At 44.3% G+C, this 24,518-nt stretch carries 11 protein-coding genes; all 11 read left to right on the plus strand.

The genetic code is table 11. The features are described from left to right. Positions 1-16 precede the first annotated feature (16 nt). Positions 17-916: an ROK family protein gene (locus tag FE296_RS18280; RefSeq protein ID WP_150365901.1), complete on the plus strand. Its 900-nt coding sequence runs from the start codon at positions 17-19 to the stop codon at positions 914-916. Between the two features lie 250 nt (positions 917-1,166). Then, positions 1,167-1,604 (plus strand): GNAT family N-acetyltransferase, encoded by a 438-nt coding sequence (locus FE296_RS18285; protein WP_124115719.1) that lies wholly within the window; start codon positions 1,167-1,169, stop codon positions 1,602-1,604. 275 nt (positions 1,605-1,879) lie between these two features. After that, the gene (locus FE296_RS18290; RefSeq protein WP_165790030.1) at positions 1,880-2,161 is read left to right on the plus strand and encodes an acyl carrier protein; all 282 of its coding nucleotides are present in this window, start codon (positions 1,880-1,882) and stop codon (positions 2,159-2,161) included. A gap of 92 nt (positions 2,162-2,253) precedes the next feature. After that, positions 2,254-3,450: an acyl-CoA dehydrogenase family protein gene (locus FE296_RS18295; protein WP_047843977.1), complete on the plus strand. Its 1,197-nt coding sequence runs from the start codon at positions 2,254-2,256 to the stop codon at positions 3,448-3,450. A gap of 143 nt (positions 3,451-3,593) precedes the next feature. Beyond that, the gene (locus FE296_RS18300) at positions 3,594-4,400 is read left to right on the plus strand and encodes a phosphotransferase family protein (RefSeq protein ID WP_124115721.1); all 807 of its coding nucleotides are present in this window, start codon (positions 3,594-3,596) and stop codon (positions 4,398-4,400) included. Positions 4,401-4,474: 74 nt separating this feature from the next. Continuing rightward, entirely contained in the window at positions 4,475-5,281 is an 807-nt protein-coding gene (locus tag FE296_RS18305) for a helix-turn-helix domain-containing protein (RefSeq protein ID WP_181155579.1), read from the plus strand. A gap of 88 nt (positions 5,282-5,369) precedes the next feature. Beyond that, positions 5,370-6,077 (plus strand): thioesterase II family protein, encoded by a 708-nt coding sequence (locus tag FE296_RS18310; RefSeq protein ID WP_190945327.1) that lies wholly within the window; start codon positions 5,370-5,372, stop codon positions 6,075-6,077. A gap of 23 nt (positions 6,078-6,100) precedes the next feature. Further along, a complete protein-coding gene (locus FE296_RS18315; RefSeq protein WP_150365904.1) occupies positions 6,101-8,665 on the plus strand; it encodes a non-ribosomal peptide synthetase in 2,565 nt (854 codons plus the stop codon). A 20-nt stretch (positions 8,666-8,685) separates the two neighbouring features. Next, a complete protein-coding gene (locus FE296_RS18320; protein ID WP_190945329.1) occupies positions 8,686-12,540 on the plus strand; it encodes an SDR family NAD(P)-dependent oxidoreductase in 3,855 nt (1,284 codons plus the stop codon). Positions 12,541-12,553: 13 nt separating this feature from the next. After that, entirely contained in the window at positions 12,554-19,705 is a 7,152-nt protein-coding gene (locus FE296_RS18325; RefSeq protein ID WP_150365906.1) for a non-ribosomal peptide synthetase, read from the plus strand. Further along, complete coding sequence (locus FE296_RS18330; protein ID WP_190945331.1) at positions 19,632-24,497, plus strand: AMP-binding protein; 4,866 nt, start codon at positions 19,632-19,634, stop codon at positions 24,495-24,497. The genes FE296_RS18325 and FE296_RS18330 overlap by 74 nt, the downstream gene beginning before the upstream one ends. Positions 24,498-24,518: the final 21 nt, after the last annotated feature.

Genomic DNA, 24,518 nt, shown 5'->3' on the forward strand with positions numbered 1-24,518 from the left:
AAAGGAGCCCAAAACGATGCGTATTGGAGCTATAGAAGCGGGCGGAACGAAGTTTGTATGTGGTGTAGGTAATGAGCATGGACAGATTGAAGATCGGATCAGCTTTCCAACAGAACATCCGGAGACCACTCTTGCCAAGGTAATCGACTATTTCAGGGATAAAGATGTGGAAGCTATGGGGATTGGCTCCTTTGGTCCGATTGATCTGCAACCGGATAGTCCCACCTATGGTTATATTACGACCACACCTAAGCCTGGGTGGGGAAACTGTAATGTGATTGGAACCTTGAAGCATGAATTTCCGGTTCCTTCTGGATGGGATACGGATGTGAATGCTGCCGCGCTCGGTGAAGTGACGTGGGGAGCGGCGCAAGGGCTGGATAACTGTGTATATTACACGATTGGCACAGGAGTTGGTGTCGGACTTGTGGCAGGGGGCCAACGAGTACACGGATTGTTACATCCCGAGGGTGGACATATTCGCACAAGACGCCATCCAGACGACCACTTTGCCGGATTATGCCCGTATCATGGCGATTGCCTGGAGGGAATGGCAGCGGGTCCAGCCATTGAAGCTCGCTGGCAGATCCCTGGCAGTGAACTGCCGGCAGATCATCCGGCGTGGGAGATCGAATCCTTTTACATTGCGGAGTCGATTACAACGGCCATCTTGCTTCATTCGCCGCAGAAAATCATCTTGGGTGGTGGTGTGATGCAGCAAGATCATCTGTTTCCTATGATCCGGGAGCAGGTAGTGCGGAATCTCAATGGTTATGTGAATGCAGCCCCAATCACGCAACATATTGACCAATATATCGTCCAGCCCGGATTGGGCCAGCATGCAGGTTTGTGTGGTGCGCTAGCATTGGGACTGGAAGCATTGCAACATGCAGCACACGCTTCACATGTTTCCTAGTTTTCTATAATAAGCTACATCCCAGAAGGGATGGCTGCGGGTTCGCTTATTTGTATAAGCGAGACTGCACCGTCCTTTGTGGGCTTTTTTATTTTTTGAGGAGTTTAATATGTTTGAAAAAATAGTGCGTTCTAAAATCCGATATTGCTCAAGTGAGCTGCCAAAGGTATGATTTTTAGTGTTCTACCCCTAAAAAGTGCGATAAGATATTCAAAAATTAACGTGTCTCCAATGGAAAGGAAACCAACAAATGAACCCAATAACAATGCGTCAAGCTGTACAGGCAGACCAAGAGCAACTCGCTGATTTGCGAGCCTTGGTACTGTACGATGATCTAACCAGGCTGGGAAGGTACGATGATGTGAAGGTGCGTGAGCGTTTCCGGAATACATTCAATTCTGCCCAGACACAGATTATTGAAGTGGAGGGTTCAATGGTAGGTTGTGTAGCGTTGAAGCCCAAGTCTGAGGAATTTCTATTGGAACACTTCTACATACATCCCGATTATCAAGGCCAGAGAATAGGAACTCAGGTACTGAAATTGCTGTTGGAACAGGATGAAGTTCAGGGGAAACGGGTTATTTTAAATGTTTTGCAGGGAAGCCCTGCTCGGCGATTGTATGAACGATTTGGATTTATATTGGACAGTGAAGATGAGGTTGATGTGTTTATGTCAAAGCACCTTTGAGAGAATGAATCCTTGTTGCAAGATAGGGATATCATCTCGAAGGTGGAAACCTATTAAATATTTGTGAATACATGGCAATAGTCATTGCTTGACTCAGGAAGATTATGATAGTATCGAAGTCAGAGAATATATGGAATATTTACAAAATGTAGGACTTTTCTTGTTCCGATTCCTATACTCTTAGGCAAACGTTCGAACAGCATCTGATCACAGAAATGGTGTCACAAAAATGGATTTTCAAAGATTACATGTCTCATATGGAGGAGGAATCTTTTTTGCAAGAATATCCTGTGGCTTATGATCAGTTTGATATTCACTTCTATCAGGTCGTGGAAATGTTTTCTGAACAAAAGCTGGATGTAGGTGCGTTAGATGAGGATTTAAGAGTTCTTGGATTAAACTCCATTTCATTTATCAAACTGATCATTGCCTTGGAGAACGAATTCAATATTGAGATGGACGATGAGTATCTTGAATTGGAGAACTTCACAACATTGCAACATTTGAAAGACAGTTTGCGTAAGTGCATCAATTATGAGATTCCCAATGAGTCATAAAAGGAAAATGACGACACAAGCTCATATCAGACAATCACAGCATCGAGTTCCGTTTATTGGACTTATAACCTCAAAATCAGGAGTGATATGTGATGAAAGTTGAACTGAATGCGGAGCAATTGATGTGGCAGGAACAATTCAAGGATTTTGTAGACAGCGAGATTATTCCATATGCTAGTTTAAATGACAGCGAAGAACGAATTCACCCGGAACTCCTTGCGAAAATAACTGAGGCTGGTTATCTGGGCTCCATGTTGCCAAAAGAATATGGCGGGATGGAACTGGACAATATCACTATCGGGATTCTTAACGAAGAGGTTGGACGTGGGTGCTCCTCTGTCAGAAGTTTGTTAACCGTTCAGGGGATGGTGGGTTTAGCGATCTTGCGTTGGGGAACGGAGCAACAAAGACAGTACTGGTTACCTGCATTAGCTACGGGGACAACTTTGGGTTCATTCGGATTGACAGAACCGAGTGTTGGAAGCGATGCCAAAAGCATTGAAACAACGGCCGTATTAGACGGAGACGAATACATACTTAACGGTCATAAAAAATGGATTACCATGGGGCAGCTTGCAGACGTATTTTTGATTCTTGCCCAATGTGAGAACAAGCCGACAGCGTTTATCGTGGAGAGAGATTCCATTGGGTTCAGCGTTGAACCTATGAGCGGGTTGCTTGGAGCGAGAGCATCGATGATTGCTGAACTGAAAATGGATTCTTGTCGTATTCCGAAGGAAAACCTCCTGGGTCAAGTTGGTACAGGGTTATCACATGTTGCTTTACCTTGTCTGGATTATGGAAGATACACGATTGCATGTGGCTGTGTCGGTTTAGCCAAGGCATGTCTGGATGCATCGGTTCATTATGCCAATTCCAGAATCCAATTCGGAAGAGCTATACGCGAGAATCAAATGATACAAAAAATGATCACTGAAATGTCAGTGAATATGAAAGCGGCACGGATGCTGTGTTACAGAGCAGGATATTTAAGAGATGTGGGTGATCCAGAGAGCATTATGGAAACTTGGACTGCCAAATACTTTGCTTCAACCATGGTGAATAAAGTTGCCAGTGATGCGGTGCAGATTCATGGTGCCAATGGTTGCCATCGAGACTATCCCGTAGAGAGATATTATCGGGATGCCCGGATTAATGAAATTATTGAAGGCACGACTCAAATGCATGAGATTTTAATCGCAACACAGGAGGTTGTAACACACCGCCGTGAAATGAGACGTTCAAATAAAGCAGAAAAAGTTAAGGATAGCGCGAATCGAAACGTTTAGATTTTGCATTGCAGGACCTAAGGAAGAGCCCTTTTTTTGCATTAGGCAGGATCATTCATTATGCTATGAAAAAAGGGCTTGATCATTAGGTTCTTTGATGTTTTACCATAATTGATTTAGGAAAGATACGGAGTTGATTAGGATTGAAACGGATTGGGCAGGGACAGACAGCGGAAATATTCAGACATGGTGAAACTTCAATTTTAAAACTTTTCAGAGAAGATTTCTCTGCGGAAGCAATTCAGCATGAGTTTGATAATACTCGAATCGTTTTGGAACTTGGAGTTAAATGCCCACAAACAATCGATATGGTGACGATCAATAATCGTAAAGGTATCATATTTGAGTTGGCCAGTGGAAGAACACTTTTGGAAGAGATGATTATTAAACCATGGTCTATTGAGCGCAGAGCAAGGCAGATGGCAGCACTTCATCATCAAATACACCAGCAATCGGGTGAACAGATTCAACAAAAGCATAAGACTGTATTAGAGAAGAATATATCAAACGCAAGCGATCTATCGGACATTGAGAAACAACAGATTATGGACTATGTACATAGTTTGCCGGAAGGCAGATCTCTATGTCATGGGGATTTCCATCCCAATAATGTGATTACAGGCAAAGAATCCTGGATCATAGACTGGATGACAGGCGCATCGGGCTGTCCAGCAGCAGATGTGGCAAGGACGCTAGTGTTATTAAAATACGGAAATTTGCCCAAGGGCGCTCCATTGATGATGAAAGTTCTGCTGAAGATAATCAAAAGCAGGATGAGTAAAGCGTATATCGAGTATTACTTGTCTCTCTCGGGCATGGACATTCGCGAGATACATCGATGGGTTCTTCCCATTGCTGCAGCCAGACTAACGGAGTGGATACCACCTGAGGAAAAAAAAGATTTATTGGATTACATTCGTAATCAGCTTAAAAAATTCAACACAACTTAGATCAAGATTAGGAATGAATGTATAGCACCGTACTTGTCAAAACCGTCCGAAAAACAATCAGGAGGTTAACGATAATGGATTTCCAACTACGTTCTGTTGTTTCTTATGATATGGTCGTCCGTGAAAAAAAACATCTATTTGACTTGTCTCTCAGAAGACAGATTGCCATATTTGAGGTTATGGATGCCTTGGAAATCAGTGTGTTTAGCAAAACGGTGCAGGTTAAGGCAGGGGCTGTGCTGCTGGCAAATAAAATAAGACTGCAAAACTACGATAAACCTGTTCTGAAAATGAGAGGTATTATTTTTGGATCGGATCTGCTTGAGCGACTGCCAAGCTGTCACATATTAAGTGAGAATGGTAGTAAACACTATGATCTTGCTGTAAGTCTGTTGAACCGAACGGTAGAGAGTAGAGAAGACATCGAAATAGCTGAAAGAGATTTTCTTGAAGTATACTCCAGTTACTATCAGACGAATCTGGCTAATTTGATGCGACCGGAAACGGATCGGGAGGACTCGGTCAAACGGAACTTAGTCATGATATGCAAGTATATCCAAAACAATTATGAGCAGCCAATTACTCTGCAATTTCTGGCGGATATGGTTGGTTATAATCCAGTGTATCTGTGTAATCTGTTTTCTAAGGTTTTCAATGTTTCGCCACTGAAGTACCTACAGCAGATTCGGGTGGATAAGGCACAGGAGTACGTAACCAAGACGGATCTTCCAATCTCTGAAATTACGACGAAGTTAGGGTACAGTTCTAGTACACAATTTAGTGCAATGTACAAGAAAAAAGTGGGCAAAAGTCCAACCGAACATCGCAATCAATTCAGAAGCAACAAGGGAGATTTCCCCCTATCTATTCAATCTACATAATGTATTCAATAACACAGAAAATATTGTATTTTTTTACGTAAAATGATAAATTACGATAAAAATAAGAATACGAGGAATGATAGGGCTAATGAAGAAAATTCAACTTTTTTGTTTGCCTCATGCAGGTGGATCAGCCATGATTTTTCATCGCTGGAAATCATCTTTAAGCCCTTTTATTGACGTAATACCGATCGAATTAAAAGGAAGAGGCGCTCGAGTGGGAGAACCGTTCTATGAAAGCTTTGAAGAAGCGATTGAAGATATCTACCCTGCGGTTTCCTCGCTAATTCATGGGCCTTATGCTATTTTCGGACATAGCATGGGAAGCTGGATGGCGCTCGAACTATATTACCGACTTGCACAGTCAACGAAACAATTGCCTGAACATATGATGCTTTCAGGCAATCGTGCACCCCATATTTTCAAGGATGAGAATATTCACGCATTACCAGACGAAGAGTTCAGAGAGACGATTCAGAACATGGGTGGAACGTCGGATGAGGTCTTTACCAATAAAGAGCTCTTTTTGTTATTTGCCCCTGTACTTAGAGCCGATTTCAGGATTGTCGAACTCTATCGTTTTCAACCTAAGCTTTTCAAGGTTCAGAGTGATATTACCGTGTTAACTGGCCGAAGCGATACTCGAGTGAAATCTAGCGATCTGATCGGATGGAAAAAGTACGCTGGTTCACAATGTGACATTGTCAAATTGGATGGAGGACACTTCTATATCCAGGAAAATATTCAGGAAACAACGAGAATTATAAATGAAAAACTGCAACCTTACGTAATCTAGTTGACAAGGAGTGTGTTCCAGTTATGAGCATGGATAACTTGGCTCAATTATTTAACTCCCTTGGTTCAGTCACAGACAGAGGTATTACTTTTCTGAATGGCAGCAAAGAAGAGAAGGTTGTATCGTACCAATCCCTTCTGCAATCAGCCAAAATCCGGTTAGGGGAACTTCAGGCATTTGGGATGCAGCCGGGTAATGAATTGATCTTTCAACTGAATTCGGAAGAAGAGTTTATTGTCACCTTTTGGGCTTGCACGCTTGGAAAAATCATACCGGTTCCGATAACCGTAGGCGGAAATCAGGAGCAAAGAATGAAGCTTTACAATGTGTGGAAAACGTTGAACCATCCGTTTATTGCTGCTGATCAGGATCTCACGGAAAGCTTGGACAAGTTTGCCCGGAAGAATGGATTGGAAGAGGTTGTCCGCGAAATGCATGCCCGAATCTTTATAGTAGAGGACATCTCGAACGTGCGAGAAGAACCTATTGTTGAGGGAATTGAAGCTAACATCCAGCCGGATGACATAGCCTTTATCCAATTTTCTTCAGGTTCTACAGGACAAACCAAGGGTGTAGTAATTACACACCGCAATGTCATGATAAATATACAAGCTATGAATATAGCAACCCAAATCTCCTCTAATGACCGTTCTTTGAGTTGGTTACCCCTGACCCATGATATGGGTCTGATTGCGTTTCATCTTACAAGTACCTTCCAAGGTTTGCAACAGTTTATTATGCCGACTTCCTTATTCATCCGTCACCCTACATTATGGTTAACCAAAACTTCTGAACACCGTGTCACCCAACTATATGCTCCAAATTTTGCTTATAAATATTTTCTGGATTCATATAATCCACTAACCTTTTCATCAACGGATTTGTCTTCGGTACGTTTTATTATGAACGGTGCTGAGCCGATATCTCCGGCACTATGTTTCAATTTTTTGGAGGCGATGAGTCCTTATGGACTGGCCTCCAATACAATGCTGACGGCGTACGGTTTGGCCGAAGCAACCGTTGGTGTTTCCTTTGGTAACGTCGGTGATTTGACTTGTTATGTACTGGACAGACGATATTTGGAGACCGGGAAACCCTTCATAGAAGTTGAACCGGGCTCGGAACATGCTGTTTCTTTTGTCGAAGTAGGCAAGCCGGTTCAATACTGTGATGTACGAATATGTGATGATGATGATAAGCCGGTCGAGGAATTGGTGCTGGGCAGTATTCAAATTAAAGGATTGAGTGTAACAAGCGGTTATTATAACAATGCGGCAGCTACGGAAAAAGCAAGTACAGCCGATGGATGGATTCGTACTGGAGATATTGGATTTATGAATGATGGCGCAATAGTCATTACGGGCAGAACCAAGGACATTATCTTCATAAATGGTCAAAACGTATATCCGCATGATATTGAACGTGTAACGGAGGAACTGGAGCAATTTGATCTGGGGAAAGTCGCTGTATGTGGTGTCTACAATCCACTTACAGGATCGGAAAGCGTTGTAATGTTTGTACTGTATAAAAAGGACTTGCCATCTTTTGTTCCAAGAGTTGGAGAAGCAAAAGCACATATTCAACAGCGGATGGGGATTGAACTCAAGTCCGTGCTACCCATTAAGCAAATTCCTAAAACGACGAGTGGGAAATTTCAACGTTACAGGCTTCAGGAGCGGTACCAAGCAGGAGAATTTAGTGAAATGGAACAATCCATTCAGAGCATGTTAAGCCATAAGCATGAGATCAAAGAAGTACAACCAGCTCGTGATCATATCGAACAAAAGCTGATTGAGATTGTTGAGTCCGTAGCGGGACTTAGGAATGTCGGAGTAACGGACAACCTGGCTGAAGCTGGATTCGATTCGCTAAAAGTAACGCAGATTCATCAGGCAATCGATGAAGCATTTCCAGGCAAAATGGCAATTTCCAGCTTGTATTCACATACCTCTATTGTCTCATGGGGGAATCTGATCAGACAAGACAGAGTGGAACCGGAGCCTGTACGGATGGATCGGAGCTTCTTCCATGCGGATCGAGGTTACGAGGCCTTGTCGTATCAATTCACTCTCCCGGCTTCATTGGTACAGGATATGCGACTGATTGCACAATCTGAAGCGATCAGTATTCATGTATTGGCATCAGCTATGTATGCTTACTTGTTACACACCTTGTCAGACCAACCCTCTATTGATATGCACGTATCCTATGGTACAGCGAGAATGATCACACCTGTACGATTGAATTTCGATCAATACAAGACAATGAAAGAGCTCTTTCAAAATGTTCATCAACAGATCATAACCGTGCCTTCGGATCGAGCGTTTCCTGTCGAGCAGATGAGCCAGATCAGAACAAGCACCACGGAGTGGGCAATTATTCCTTTATATGGTGAACAGCATCTGTTCAAGGCATCGGACGATATACTGAACTATTACGATCTGATTATCCTAGTGTCTGACGAAGGTGATATTCTGCAGTGCAATTGTCGTTTTAATGGACGTAAATTAAAACAGAGCCGTGTGAAACGTCTTATTGCCAATTATGTGAGAGGACTTCAACTATTGGTACAACCGGAATTGAAATGAAATTTCATAGGGGGACGGCCATGCTTGATCAGTTGTTCGACAGAGAGCAATGGGAAGAAGAAGATGACCAGGACACTGCTATTGAACTGGATATAACAACGGATAATAGACATGATATAGCTGTTATAGGTATCGGTGCGAAGTTGCCGACCGGAGAGTCGATGGATGAATTTTGGAAGATGCTTGATTATGGAATTGATTGCATACGTGAATTGCCCAATCGTCGAAAGGGCCAGTTGGATCAATACTTGCTTCACAAGCAAGGTTCATTGGAGCATGTACGTTATTTGAACGGAGCTTATTTGGACGAAATCGATGAATTTGATTATTCCTTCTTCCGTATGAGTGCACAGGAAGCCAAGCTGATGAGTCCGGTCCAACGATTGTTTTTGCAAACGGTATGGCGTGCGGTTGAGGATGCAGGTTATGGTGGTGACCGTTTGGCTGGAAGTTCAACAGGGGTGTACGTGGGTGTAATCGGAGATCAAGAAGGTTACAAGTACAAACAGATGGTCGAGGAATTAAGTCCGGACATGTTACCAATCGCCACCGTAGGTAATCTTTCGTCCATCATTCCTGCAAGAATTGCTTATCTACTTAATCTGACGGGACCGGCTATGGTTGTAGACACAGCATGTTCCTCTTCGCTGGTTGCTCTGGATATGGCAGTACGTGCATTACGTGAAGGAAGTTGTGATATGGCTATCGCTGGAGGGATCAGGCTGAATATGATTCCACTGGATAAAGAGTATTACAAAATCGGTATTGAATCCAGTGATGGGACAACAAGAACCTTTGATGAAGATGCGGATGGGTCAGGAATGGGTGAGGGTGTAGTAAGTGTTGTACTAAAACCTGTGGAACAGGCATTGCGGGATCATGATCATGTGTATGCAGTCATAAAAGGCACAGCCGTGAATCAGAATGGGTATTCGGCAGGGATCACAACGCCCAATGCGGTAGCTCATGAAAAAGTACTGACGCATGCTTGGCGTGATGCTGGAATTCATCCAGAGAGTCTTTCCTATCTGGAAGCACATGGAACAGGTACGCTCATTGGGGACCCGATTGAACTTGAAGGAATCCAATCAGCTTTTCGCAGATTTACGGACAAAAAACAATTCTGTGCGATAGGATCGGTTAAGTCCAATGTGGGCCATTTGTACGACAGTGCAGGATTAGCGGGTCTGCTGAAGGCGATTATGGCACTCAGATCCAAACGTATTCCCTCTACACTTCATTTTAATAAGCCAAACCCAAAATTTGAATTTGATAAATCACCAGTCTATGTCAATGTCATTTCAAGAGAGTGGGAAGGAGCGGCCACTCCTCGAAGATGTGGAGTCAGTTCATTTGGGTTAAGCGGCACCAATTGCCATGTCGTACTGGAAGAAGCTCCGAACATATCAGTGGAATTGGGGCGCGATGACCATTATCCCTTTTTGATCTCAAGTGTATCATCCGGAAATCTCTCCCGTCAGGTGCAATCGTATGTGAAGTGGATCAATGAGAACCCGAAGGCCGATGTGAGGGATGTATGCTGCACAGCAGCTACTGGAAGACAGCATCATGCACACCGAGCGGTGTGGGTGGTCAATTCGTTAGATCAATTGCGGCAGCATTTAAACGACTTTCTTGCAGAACCCAAGACCGGTAAATATGAACAAGATACATTCAGGAAAAGGAATCAGTTATCCACTACAGAAGAACTTATCTCGAACTGGCATATCGAAGGATGCGATAGAGTAACCGTGCTAGAGGAGTTGTGCTCACATTATCAAGGCGGTGCTCAAATCAATTGGTCAAGAATCTATCCAGATGTGACCTATAACAAGTTGAGCTTGCCCACATATTCATTTGAGGAGAGTAAGTGCTGGATTGATATTAACCCTGATAATTCGGTACAGACTCAGGAAGAAGCGATGTATTATTCATTGTTATGGAAGCCTTGGAGCGAGATCGGCAAGACTAACTCATCCATCATCCATAATGTTGAACGTGTTTTATTAATACGAGATGATACACAGCTACATGCAACCCAGTTGGTGAACCAAATTCGTGAAGCTGGAGTAGCAGTTATCGAAGTGATATTGGGAACATCTTACCTTCAACAGGATGCACAGACATATGTAATTCGAAATTACGAGAGTGATTATATCAAACTTTTGCAGGAAGTGTCCTTTGGAGGTCCCTATCGGATCGTGCATATAGCGTCACTTGACCATGTAGAAACTAAGGAAAACAGGCTGGACAATGGTCTTATGTCTGTATGGAGACTTACCAAGGCATGCTCACACGTCATTGCAGAGCCAGTTGAGATGATTTTGGTGACAAGCTTTGCTAATGAAGTGACGGGTGACGAGGAAGTTCTGTATCCGGATAATTCGGCGATGCTGGCTTTCGGACATACGGTACAGCGTGAGATTCAGAATCTCGAATGCTTCTGTATAGATGTTGACCAAGATTGGGATACCTCTCAGTATATGCGTTACATTTTGGGGCCGTTGGAGAAGAAGTCTTTGGCGATTAGAAAAGGACAAGCATATCAAGCTGAATTCGCACCTGCTGATGTCTGTTCCATGCCTGATGCTGAGATGAACTGGAAAGAAGACGGCGTATATATTATTACAGGTGGACTTGGTGGTCTGGGGATGGAGATTGCTGAACGCTTACTGTCATTAGGACGTATGAATCTGGCTTTGATTGCAAGAACGCCACTGCCCAAACGTCACAATTGGGACATCATTCTAAATGCAAAAAATACTTCACCAGATCTAAAAAGTAAGCTTCTTCGGTTGCTTGATATGGAGAAACGGGCCGGACAGATGATGTATCTTGGAGCTGATGTTGCCGATGCAGATCAGTTAAGTCATGCCATTGAACAATTAAGAAGTCGATTTGGATGTATACGTGGCATCATCCATGCAGCAGGCGTTGGGAGTACACAACAAGCTGACCAGATGACTGAGGAAGAGTTTACAGCAATGCTGGCTCCGAAAGTGAAGGGGACTCCTCTGCTGGATCAGTTAACAGCCGAAGATCAGCCAGATTTTCTAGTCATGTTCTCGTCCGTCGCTACGTTATTTGGTTCTACTGGACAGGCTGCTTATGCCGCCGCGAATGCATATCAGGATGCCTATGCCCCGATGCGGAACCGCAAAGGGATGCGTACAATAACGCTGAATTGGACTACCTGGAAAGAGGTAGGCATGGCTTCCAGAGCCGGGTTTGATTTTGACACCTTATTCAAAACGATGTCCAAAGAGTGGGCATTGGATCGATTGTTCGAAATAATGGGAAAACGGACCGACCGTCTGCTGGTGGGGGAAATGAACTGGAATTCACCCTATTTAAACATTTTGAATAACTACCACTTTCATCTTGATGCCAACATCGGACAAAGGTTACAAAAATTGATGAGAATGCCTGAGAGGACAAAGCAAACATCAATGAAGAAGGAATCCGCTTCTACTGTTCAGATCCGAGCGGAAGAGTATGAACTTGAATTGGAACCTTCCGTGGAGATGGACAGGACTATTGCGAATATAGTTGGACCATATTTAGGCATTAAAGAGATGAATGTACATGACAGCTTTTTCGAACTCGGTGCAGACTCTATTATGATTAAGCAAATTTTCTTGAAATTGGACAAAACTTACCCTGGAAAACTCATACTGACCGATCTGTTTGAATATCCAAGTATCTCCAGACTAACTACTTATATGAGCACCACAGAAAAGCAGAAGCCTCACCAGTCTCCTCAAAAGGAAACTTTCGAAGAGGAACGGGATACAGATCTTGAGAATCTGTTCGATGAGATCGAACGTGGAGCAATGGATCTGGATGAAGCAATCATCAACCTTCAAAAGATGTAGGGGGACGTGAAGCGTGGAGAAAATTCTGAAGCTCCTGGTAGAGAGTGTCAAGGACCAGAAGATGAACAAAACAACGGCGGCTCAGATCGTGAAAATGCTAAAAGAAGGGGAAAAGAAACCCGTCAAGGATATCGCCATCATCGGTATTTCAGCCAAGTTGCCCAATATGGAAACACTGGATGACTACTGGGATAATATCCAGAGTGGTGTAGATTGCATACGTCCCATTCCCAAGGCACGAAAATCGGATATGGACGCTATTCTCTCTTATATGGATATACCTGAGGGAGATATTCAATATTACGAAGCGGCGTACCTGGACAATATTGACCAATTCGACCATGAATTCTTTCGTTTGCCTCCCAAAGAAGCCAGTTTAACGGATGTTAATCAGCGTTTGTTTATGGAGACGGCATGGGATGCCATGGAGGATGCAGGATACGGTAACGATAAATTATCGGGCACCAATACAGGTGTCTATGTAGGCTTCTCCAACAATATCAAAGATATGTATATGCGATATATTACCGAAACGATGCAGACAAGTGCACTGTCCATTGTCGGGAATTTGGCTTCCATATTATCCAATCGAATCTCGTATCTTCTGAATCTGAAGGGACCCAGTATTGTTGTTGATACAGCGTGTTCCTCTTCACTCGTAGCTGTCGCCATGGCATGTCAGGCCATACGGAACAAGGAATGTGATATGGCAATTGCGGGCGGTGTGAAACTTCATCTCATGACACGCGAGAATCAGAATGAGAAAATCGGGATGGAATCTCCAGACTATCGGACCAAAACATTTGATGATTCTGCAAATGGGGCGGGAATGGGCGAAGGGGTCACTGCTTTATTGCTGAAACCACTAGACGCTGCAATGCGTGATGGTGATCAGATCTATGCGGTAATTAAAGGTTTGGCCGTCAATCAGGATGGAAGTTCTGGCGGATTGACTGTACCAAATCCGTCCACTCAGGCTGAGTTGATTGTAAAAGCGTGGGAGGACGGTAACATCGATCCCGAAACGATCTCGTACTTCGAACCGCATGGTACGGGGACAGAATTGGGAGATCCCATTGAGATTAAGGGAATTCAGAACGCGTTTAAGAAATATACTTCCAAGAAACAATTTTGTGCGATCGGTTCGGTTAAAACCAATATCGGTCATCTGTACGAAGCGGCTGGAACTGCTGGCTTAATTAAAGCAATTCTGGCGCTGAAAAATAAAAAACTCCCTCCAACCTTGAACTTTGAAAAGCCAAATAGAGCGATTGACTTCAGTGGATCACCCGTTTACGTGAATACTACACTGCGAGAGTGGACCACGGATGGAACAACTCCAAGACGGTGTGGTATCAGTTCTTTTGGAATTGGGGGAACCAACTGTCATCTTGTGCTTGAGGAAGCGCCTGATCGGGCAAATGCAGAGCATAAAGCGAACACTTCTGTAACAGATCCATCCATTCTGACGTTGTCCGCCAAGTCTGAGGAATCGCTGCGTCAGATGATCAGTAAGTATATCTATTTTCTTGAAAAAGATGAACTGCCAACATTACAAGATATATGTTATACCGCCAACACGGGAAGAGGGAAATTCCCATATCGGGTAGCAATCATAATGAACAGCAACATCGATTTGCATCAGAAACTTACCCAGCTGGAGCGTTCAAAGCAGCTATTTGGTACTTCACATGGTTCGCACATCTATACCGGTTTTCACAAGCTGGTTCAAGATGAGGAGGCAGCGGATCAGGAATTCAGAATGTCGCTCTCATCCAGGCATGAGATGAGCGTATCGCTGGGACAAGCTCTTGGAAGATTCATGAACAGTGAGCAGCAAGACGTCAATGCGTTACATCAGGCTGCTTCATTCTATGTCTCTGGGGGCGATGCTGACTGGGAAGCGCTTTATGCGAATCAGAGTGTATTCAAGGTCAGTTTGCCATCCTACGCATTTCAGACGCACAGATGTTGGATCGACATTCCAAAACGTAACAGAAGATCAGAAAAGGTACAGGCAGAGGGCATGTTTTATCAAGCTGTATGGCAACGATACACGCCCGTATCTCGAGATTCTGTCGTCTCAAAAACGAAAGGCACCGTACTTCTCTTCCGCGGAAACGATCAAGTCAGTGCTGCCTTGACGGTCCGATTGGAACGTGAGTCCGAAGCACGAGTCATTCAGGTAGCTTGGGGGGATCGTTACGAGAAGTATGATGATGCGCACTATGTGATTCGTGGTGATGAAAGTGATTACATTCAGTTATTGGATGATATGAAAGGTCAGGGGCTAACCCGTATCATTCACGGGTTTACTCTGGCAGAGAAAGACTCAGATAATTATTTACAAAGCGAGGAACAATTAAAGTTAAGCCAGGACCGTGGAATTCAGAGTGCATTCTACTTGACTCGTGCCCTTCTACATCATCATATGACAGAGGGACTTCAGCTTCAATTCATATCCTCTCTAGCGAATGCAGTTACGGGTTATGAAAGTCAGGTAAGACCGGAAAATGCAACGCTTAACGGATTCGCAAAAGTCATTGAACAGGAGTATCCGGAAATATCCTGCCGATTCATTGATGTGGATTCAGATACCGATGCGGATACGATCTATGCAGAATTAAATAGCTCCCATGACCGTTTCCAAGTAGCGTATCGCCATAATCAGTCATACGTTGAAGAATTGGATATTGCCAACATTCTGGAAGCCAGTCATGAGGAAGTGACTATTCGTGAGAACGGTTTATATCTTATTGCTGGTGGAACAGGCGGAATTGGCTTGCAATTCGCGAAGCATCTGGCTGATGAACGCTGCATTCGTCTGGCACTAATCAGTCGTACGGCGATGCCTGATCGCACTGTGTGGGACAAGCTTATTCAAGAAGAAGATCCAAAGATAATATCCATGGAAATGATTGAACGAATGAAAACCATTATGGAGCTTGAAGCCGGAGGGTCAAGTGTTGAATTAATCAGTGCAGACATCTCCGATCTGGAGCAGATGACTCAGGTTGTGCAGAGGTTGAGAACAAAATATGGGCAAATCTATGGGGTAATTAATAGCGCTGGTGTTGCCAATGATGGCTTGATTATCCGTAAGGAAGAGACTGTATTCCAAGAGGTTCTGAGACCGAAGGTTCAGGGAACCTGGGTTCTGAATCAAGTAACAGCACAGGAACCACTGGATTTCTTCGTTATGTTTTCTTCTGGCATATCCATGTTAGGAGAACCGGGACAGAGCGATTATGTTGCTGCAAACTGTTTTCTGGATAGCTTTGCGTCTTACCGTGCAAACGGGTCGGGCCGAACGCTAACCATTAACTGGCCTGCCTGGAAGGAAACCGGGATGGCTGCCAGATTTGGTCTGAATGTGGATACAGCATTCAAGACGTTAGCGACTCATCAAGCGATCAGTGCTTTTGACATGGTATTGAGCCGTCGTATACGCCGAGTGTTGATCGGTGAGCCCAATTATGCGAGTGAACTCCTACCGTTGTTAGAGTCGTCAAGGGTTATTCGATTTTCGGAAGCCATGACAGCTCGAATTCAACAGGAACGTAATCATTTGAATTATCATAACAACCAGCTGACGAGAACTGAATATGAACAAAAGGTTGAACTACTTGGACGAGATAACGGTATATATACAACTACGGAGAAGGAACTTGCCCAACTGGTGGGACATGTTCTCGGGTTTACCTTGTTAGATGTATACGACAATTTGTTTGAACTCGGCGTTGATTCAATATCAATGATGCGCATTATTACTGAAATACGGGTACGCTACCATGTTCACTTAAACTATCACACGTTCTTTGAAGGTATGAATCTGGCGAAGCTTGCAATTCATCTGATTGGTGCACTCAAGGAAGCTGGTGCGATATCTGAGTATCCCCAGCAAGAGCCGGAACCGGGGACCCTGTATGAGGACTTCCCTTTGACAGAAGTACAGATGGCTTATCTGTTAGGTCGAGACGAGCGGTTTGAGATGGGGGGAACATCCACTCACTATTATCTGGAATTGGAAACCAAATTGAACATGACGCATTTCCAGACTGCATTGCAAAAAGTGATTCAGCGTCATCCAATGCTGCGAGCGGTCATATTGCCGGAGGGCATACAACGAATATTGCCACAGGTACCAGACTATCAACTGGAAATCGTTGACGTGTGCCATCTGAATGAGCAGGAAAAGTGGAAACACATTGAGGTGGAACGGGATCGAATGTCCCATCATGTGTTTGAGCCGAGCCAATGGCCGCTGTTTGAATTCAAAGCTTTTAAAATAGATGATACACGGCATTACCTGTTATTCGGTTATGATCTGTTGATCTGTGACAGTGCGAGTATCCAGATCCTTGGAGAGGACCTGGTGCATTATTGCCGTGAGCCGGAAAAGGAACTTCCTGCACTCAAGTTTTCGTTCAAGGATTATATGATGGCATACGGAGAACTGAAAAAGGGTGAGATGTACGCACGTGACAGGAAGTACTGGATGGATCAGTTGGACACATTCCCTTCCGCTCCAGCACTTCCGCTGAAGCAGGAGCCCAGACATATCAAGAAACCGCAATTTTCACGGCTAAGCTGGATATTGGAACAAGATCCGTGGGAGCAATTAAAGCAGAAGGCGCAGCAAAAAAATGTAACACCTTCCGCGCTTCTATGTACTGCCTTTGCTCGAGTTTTGGCCCGTTGGAGCAATCAGGATCGACTTGCCATCAATCTGGCGGCGTTCAACCGCTTTCCATTTCATGAAGAAACCAATCAAATTATCGGTGATTTTACATCCATCATGTTGCTCGAAATTAACGAACAAAAAAACAAACCTTTTTGGGAACAAGCAAGAGACGTGCAGAGTGGCATGCTCAATATGTTGGAATATCGACATTATGACGGCGTGGAATTCATTCGAGAACTGGCCCGTCATCGAGAAGCGGGTACTTCCGCCATTATGCCGATTGTATATACCAGCACATTATTTGTGGATGCCATCGGAAGCTGGCAGCATATCGGAGATCTGAAAATGGGTATCAGTCAGACCTCCCAAGTCTACCTTGATAATCAGGTAATGGAGACTGACGGGAGACTGACCATTAACTGGGACTATATTCAGGATCTTTTTCATTACGATACACTTTCCGCCATGTTCGATGATTATACAGCGATAATTACTCATCTGTGTGAGCAAGAGAATATCGAGTTTTTACCAGAATTGCCTGAACAGGATAAGGCCATCTGGAATGCATTTAATGCAACAGCACAATCATTTCCTATATCTACACTGCATGGGTCTTTTATGGAGCAGGCGACCAAGACTCCTTATCAGACAGCATTGATTTACGGTAATCAGCAATTGACTTATCAACAGCTGGATGAACGTTCCAATCAGCTCGCTCATTACTTGACGCAACAAGGAATAACACGGGGAGACCGGGTGGGGTTGTTAGCCAAACGTGGTATGGAGACAATTGTGAATACCATCGGCATTCTCAAAGCAGGAGCGGTATACGTGCCTGTTGATCCCGATTATCCTGAAGATCGTCAGCAATACATTTTACAAAATAGTAACTGCAAAATGATGTTATTACCCGAACTTTATACGTTTGAGGGACTGGCTGAATTTCCGGTGGAGCCACTGGAAAATAACGCAGCACCTGACGATCTTGCCTACATTATTTATACGTCTGGCAGCACGGGAACTCCAAAAGGGGTAGCTACTGCCCATGGCCCGGCAATGAATACCATTCGGGATATCAATATGAAGTTTGAAGTGACGGATCAAGATCGGATGCTTGGTATCTCTTCAATGTGCTTTGATCTGTCAGTCTATGATATTTTCGGTGCACTTGCGACGGGTGCAGCACTTGTGATCATTGCTGACCAGCGTGATATTCATGACATGTTCGACGCGATACAACAGCATAAAGTAACCATCTGGAATTCAGTTCCAGCCATTATGCAACTGATGGCAGATTACGTAACCGATCAAACCACTGAACAATTAAGACTCATCCTGCTCAGTGGGGACTGGATACCGAAGAAATTGCCAGAGCAAGTACATGGGCGTTTTTCTTCGGCACAGGTTATCAGCTTGGGAGGTGCGACAGAGGCATCCATTTGGTCTATCTATTATCCCATTGATACTGTCAAGTCTGATTGGAAGAGCATTCCTTATGGAAGACCACTTGCGAATCAGACATTCTATACGCTTGATTACACGGGTAGCCTGAGCCCAGTCGATGTCATTGGTGAGCTCTGCATCGGTGGAGCAGGATTGGCTGAAGGATACTTTAATGATCCGGTGAGGACCGACAATGCATTTTTTAATCATCCGGAATTGGGACGTTTATACCGCACAGGTGATTTTGGAGTCTTGCGAAGAGAAGGATACATTGAATTCCTTGGCAGACGGGATTCCCAAGTGAAAATCAGGGGGTATCGGGTTGAACTTGGAGAAATTGAAAGTCGATTATCTACAGTTCCTAGCGTGAAGCAGGCTGTCGTTATAGATAAAGTGGACATGCAAGGAACAAAGGTACTGGTAGCCTATTACTCAGCGGAGCGCAGTTATGACGAATTGGAGATGAAGCGTCTTTTGGCAAAAGCACTTCCGGATTATATGGTTCCTCAGCATTTAATCCAGTTGTCTGAATTTCCACTTACACCCAATGGAAAGATTGATCGGAAAGCGTTACCGGAGCCAACCTTTGGACAACAGTCCAGTGCACTTGCAGGAACAGAAAGCCCAACGGAGCAAAAGCTGATTGAACTCTGTGAATCGGTATTTGGTATGAATGGAATAGGAACTCACGCCAGCTTTTTCCAGATGGGGATCAATTCAATTCTAATGGTGCAGCTGGTGAATCGGATTGGGCAGGAATTCAATCAACGTCTCAGCTTCAAGGAATTTATGGCCCTGAGAGATATTTATGAACTGGCGGCTTTGCTTGAGAGCTCTGTGGAAAATGAAGAGTCAGTGGGAACAATTCATTATCCGCAGCATGATCCATGCCCTGATCCCGAAGGCCGACCATTCCCGCTGACCGAGGTACAGATGGCTTATGTCGCAGGAAGAAGTCAGGCTTTTGAAATGGGGGGGCACTTCGACACACGGGTACCTCGAATTCGAAACTCAACTGGAGATGACGCGCTTCAATGAAGCACTAATCAAGCTGATTGAACATCATCCTATGTTGCGGGCAATTATCCTGCCTACCGGAGAGCAACGAATCCTGCCACATGTACCGGTATACCGGATGGATATTGAAGATATCAGTGGTTTGAGTCCTGACGAGATGGAACGGGTGATCATAGCCGAAAGAGAACGCATGTCTCATCATATTTTTGAATTGGAGCAATGGCCATTATTTGAGATACGTGCGAAAAAAATATCTAAAAATACACATCTGCTGTTGTTTGGATATGATCTGCTCATTGCTGATGGGGCAAGCATACAGATCTTTAATAATGATCTACTGAAATTCTACCATCATCCCGAGATTGATCCGGAGCCTAATCCATTTACATTCCGCGATTATATTCTTGCTTACAATGAATTCCGTAAATCGAATACCTACCTGTCTGATAAACAATACTGGCTTGCCCGAGTAGAGGAATTCCCAGCAGCACCTGCACTCCCATTGAAGACAGATCCTGCACAGATCAGCGAACCAAAATTCAAGCGACTTAATGAAGTGTTTGAACCACAGCGTTGGGAGAAATTGAAAAAGATTGCTAATGGACACGGGCTAACACCTTCAGCGCTTCTTTGTGCAGCCTATGCCCAAATCTTATCGTACTGGAGCAATCAACAGAAGATTGCGCTGAACCTGACAGTCTTCAATCGTTATCCATTCCACCCAAGCATACAGGATATCATTGGGGACTTTACTTCCATGATTTTAATTGATGTGGATATGGCTTCGGGGAATGATTTTATGGGTCATGTGCGTCATGTTCAGGACAGTATACTGGAGGCGCTGGAGCACAGGCATTATGAAGGCATCGAATTCATACGTGATCTCTCCAAGCATCATCAAATGGGGAACAAGACCGTAATGCCAATTGTCTTCACAAGTATGATCTTTAATGAACGTGAGACATCTGAAGCAACTCAGGGACTGATTGGAAAGGTTCGAACTGGAGTTAGCCAAACATCGCAGGTATATCTGGATCATCAGGCTTCGGATGCGGGAGGGCAACTAACGCTAACCTGGGATTACGTGGATGACTTGTTTGACCAACAGGTGGTCGAAACGATGTTTGCGCAATATATTGCGCTGCTGGATGGCCTAATTGTGGGAGAAACGATTACGGGGCCTGACATTCCTTCAGTCGATCGCAGCATTTTGGAAAGGTATAACCAATCAGAAGAAAATATCCTGCCAACAACATTGCAACATTTGTTTGACCGTATGGCTAAACATTATCCAGATCAGGACGCATTGTTGTTTGAGGATGAGCGGATGACGTATTCGGAGCTGGACCGAAGATCCGGTCAACTGGCAGGATATTTACTTGAACAGGAGATCGGGCGAGGGGATCGAGTTGGCGTTGTAGCAAGGCGCCGTATGGAGACCATTGTAAATGTAATGGCTATACTTCGCACTGGTGCGGCATATGTACCACTTGATCCGGATTATCCGGAAGAACGGCAAGCTTACATGCTTAAGAATAGTGATTGTCGAATTGTATTGGACGTGGATGCCTATGATCAGGTCTCGGCTTCAGGTTATCCTCCACTCGAAGGTGAGCCATCTGGAATACCTGATGACATTGCATATGTCATCTATACCTCGGGAAGTACGGGTAGACCGAAGGGGGTTGCCATTACTCATGGGGCTGTAACGAATACTATTCAGGATATGAACAGAAAGTTCGGTGTTCATGAGAAGGATCGCATGCTTGGCGTATCTTCCATGTGTTTCGATTTATCCGTATATGACGTGTTCGGTGCACTTTCCTCGGGTGCAGCTCTCGTAATTGTATCCGACCAAAGAGATATCCGAATGATGAAAGAGGCCGTTGATCGCCATCAGGTTACAATCTGGAATTCGGTTCCAGCAATTATGGATATGTTCATGGATCGCCTGGAATCCGATGCTGGACGAAGCTACCGTTGGGCAAGTGATGAAGAGATTCAGGCGTCAACCCAACTGGCTGTGGAGAAAGAGTCAGTAGAATCGGTGTACCACTGGTCATTCTCCACGCTGTGGCGAATGGATGGAAAGCATATCTACGTGGATGAGTTCAAATGCCCTGCATATGCAACAGGTATGTTCCCTGAACTGTATTTCTTGGCACAAAAGGGGATTCGGCAATCCGAGATTGCTTCTTTCTTCCCGAATGTACCTGCTAGTGAAGTGAATTCGCTCATGGAGCTGCTTATTCGCAAACGTGCTTTGGTCAGCGGACTTATGGAGCCAGCAGAAATTTTCAAGAAGCAGACGCAGTTATTCCGCAATCCGTATGACGAAAAGGTGGCATACGATGCACAGGCATACGAAGCATTCAAAAAAATACAGTTGCATCGTAATTTCGGTGGGAACACCACACTTGAGGTCTCACTGGAGCGTGGTGTTGAATATCCAGATTTCATCTCCAAGCGACGTTCTCATCGTTCCTTTAAGGAGGATCAGCCTGTCACCATGAAACAGTTCTCCGATCTGATGGGAGTACTGGGTCAGTATGATCAAGGACAGGAAATTCGTTATTACTATCCTTCCGCGGGAGGACTATACCCGATAGATGTGTTTGTGTATGTGAAGGAAGGAAGAGTTGCGGGAATGGAGGCGGGCTTGTACTACTTTAGTCCAGTGGATCACACGGTACGTCTTATTCATGGGAATCAGTCATTCACTGATGAAATGCACTATTACACAAACAGGTCCATTTATCAGTCTTCAGCGTTTACTGTTTTCTTCATTTACAACGCGGAAGCAACCATGCCGAAATATGGCGCTCAAGGTTATTTATATTCCCTTATTGATACCGGAATTATGGTATCCACACTAAACAGTGTTGGAGAGATGTTGGGCATTGGAATGTGTTCGATCGGAGATATGCCTTTTGAGAAAGTAAAACCGTTATTCAATTTAAATGAAAATCAGATCTGGCTTCACACGGTGGAAGCAGGATTGAAGCCAGACGATGAAATGGCTTCTACGGAAGAATGGAGCAGCAGAAATTATATCAGACAAAATCCAAGCGTATCGATATCCTATGGCGAAAACCCAATGGCTGCTGACCCATCCCTATTATCGGAACGTTCCGTAGCAGTCCTGGGTGCACAGACCGCTCCGCTGGCTAAGTTAAATATCCAAAGTTCGGATATAGAAAGAGCAGTAAACATCACAAACGAGGGTAACCATCAAAGCAGTCTTCGTCTTATACTGCTCAGCGGTGACTGGATACCTCTATCTTTACCAGGCAAAGTCAGAAATCTGTGTCCTGATGCAAGCATTGTGAGTCTCGGTGGTGCAACAGAGGCTAGCATTTGGTCCATTTATTACCCTATTAATTCAATATCTGATGCGTGGAACAGTATCCCTTACGGGTATCCGTTGGCGAATCAAACATTCCATGTGCTCGATTATAAATTGCGTCCATGTCCGGTTGATGTTCCAGGTGAGATGTTTATCGGCGGAGTAGGTCTTGCAGATCAATATGTGAATGACTTGGATAAAACGGAGAAAGCATTCATTCAGCATCCACTCCTTGGTCGTTTGTATAGAACGGGAGACCATGGCGTCATGCGCAAAGAGGGATACATTGAATTTTTGGGCAGAAAGGACAACCAGATCAAAATCAGGGGGCATCGCGTGGAACTTGGTGAAATTGAAGCCATATTCATTCAGCACCACGCCTTGAAGCGTGTGTATGTAATGGACAGGCAGAACGAGCAAAAGAAAAAATATCTGTGTGCCTATTATGTCTCTGATCAAGAAGTTTCCATTGCTGAATTGCGAGAGTTTCTGATATCCAGATTGCCGGAGTACATGGTGCCTTCATTCTTTATCCGGTTGGAAGCCATTCCTTTAACAGCAAATGGAAAAATCAATCGTAATGCATTACCTGAACCAACAGCTCTACACACAGCTCAGGTTCAATATAAGGCTCCCGCCAATGATATTGAGAAACAATTGGTACAGATATGGAGCGAAGTACTTGGCAATGCTCACATTGGTGTGAATCAGCATTTCTTTGAGATCGGTGGCGATTCTGTTCTGATGATCAAAGCACACGCCAGACTTGATGACCAATATCCGGGAATTGTGAAAATAACCGACATGTTTAATTTGCCAACTATTTCGGATATTACCGCATTTATCGAGAATCAGTTGGACGAGATGGATGTAATCCATGTATCACGCTCCCGCATTCCCTTGTCCATGGATTATTTCGTGGAGGGAGATTCGACATCAAACGAAACAGAAGAGTTGCAGTTTGCCTTATCAGCAGAACTCTATGATCGTGTGGTGAATGCTGCCAGCAGGTGGGACGTGGAGGTGGATGATATTTTATTTGCCGGCTTTGCGTACCTTCTCGCACAGACCTCCAACAGTGATCGGATGAGTATGCATGCAGCCATTGGGCAGTCCGACTATATTCAAGTATTTGATCTGGACTTCGGCTCGTTGGAACAATTTAATGAATTATTCCAGCTTATCCATCAATCCAAGGGTCAAGATGGCAGAGAGGCCTTCCACACCAAGCATGTTAGTACACTTTTGCAGGAACCCGGTACAGGAACATTACCTTTGTTCTATAACGCTGGTGCAGTTGCTTCGGGAGTTCCAGTGTCTGAACTGTACGACTTAACGTTACAAGTGGTTCATCAGGAGGACAGCCTGCACTTTATATGTGGATTCCGTTCAATGAAATGGCGGAAGAGCAAGGTCGAGTCACTCTTGCAACTCTACTTTAAACTACTGAACCCGATACTCGAATGATCTCAAGCCGACTGTAAAGGA

The sequence above is a fragment of the Paenibacillus sp. UASWS1643 genome (assembly GCF_008693195.1).
Taxonomy (GTDB): domain Bacteria; phylum Bacillota; class Bacilli; order Paenibacillales; family Paenibacillaceae; genus Paenibacillus; species Paenibacillus amylolyticus_B.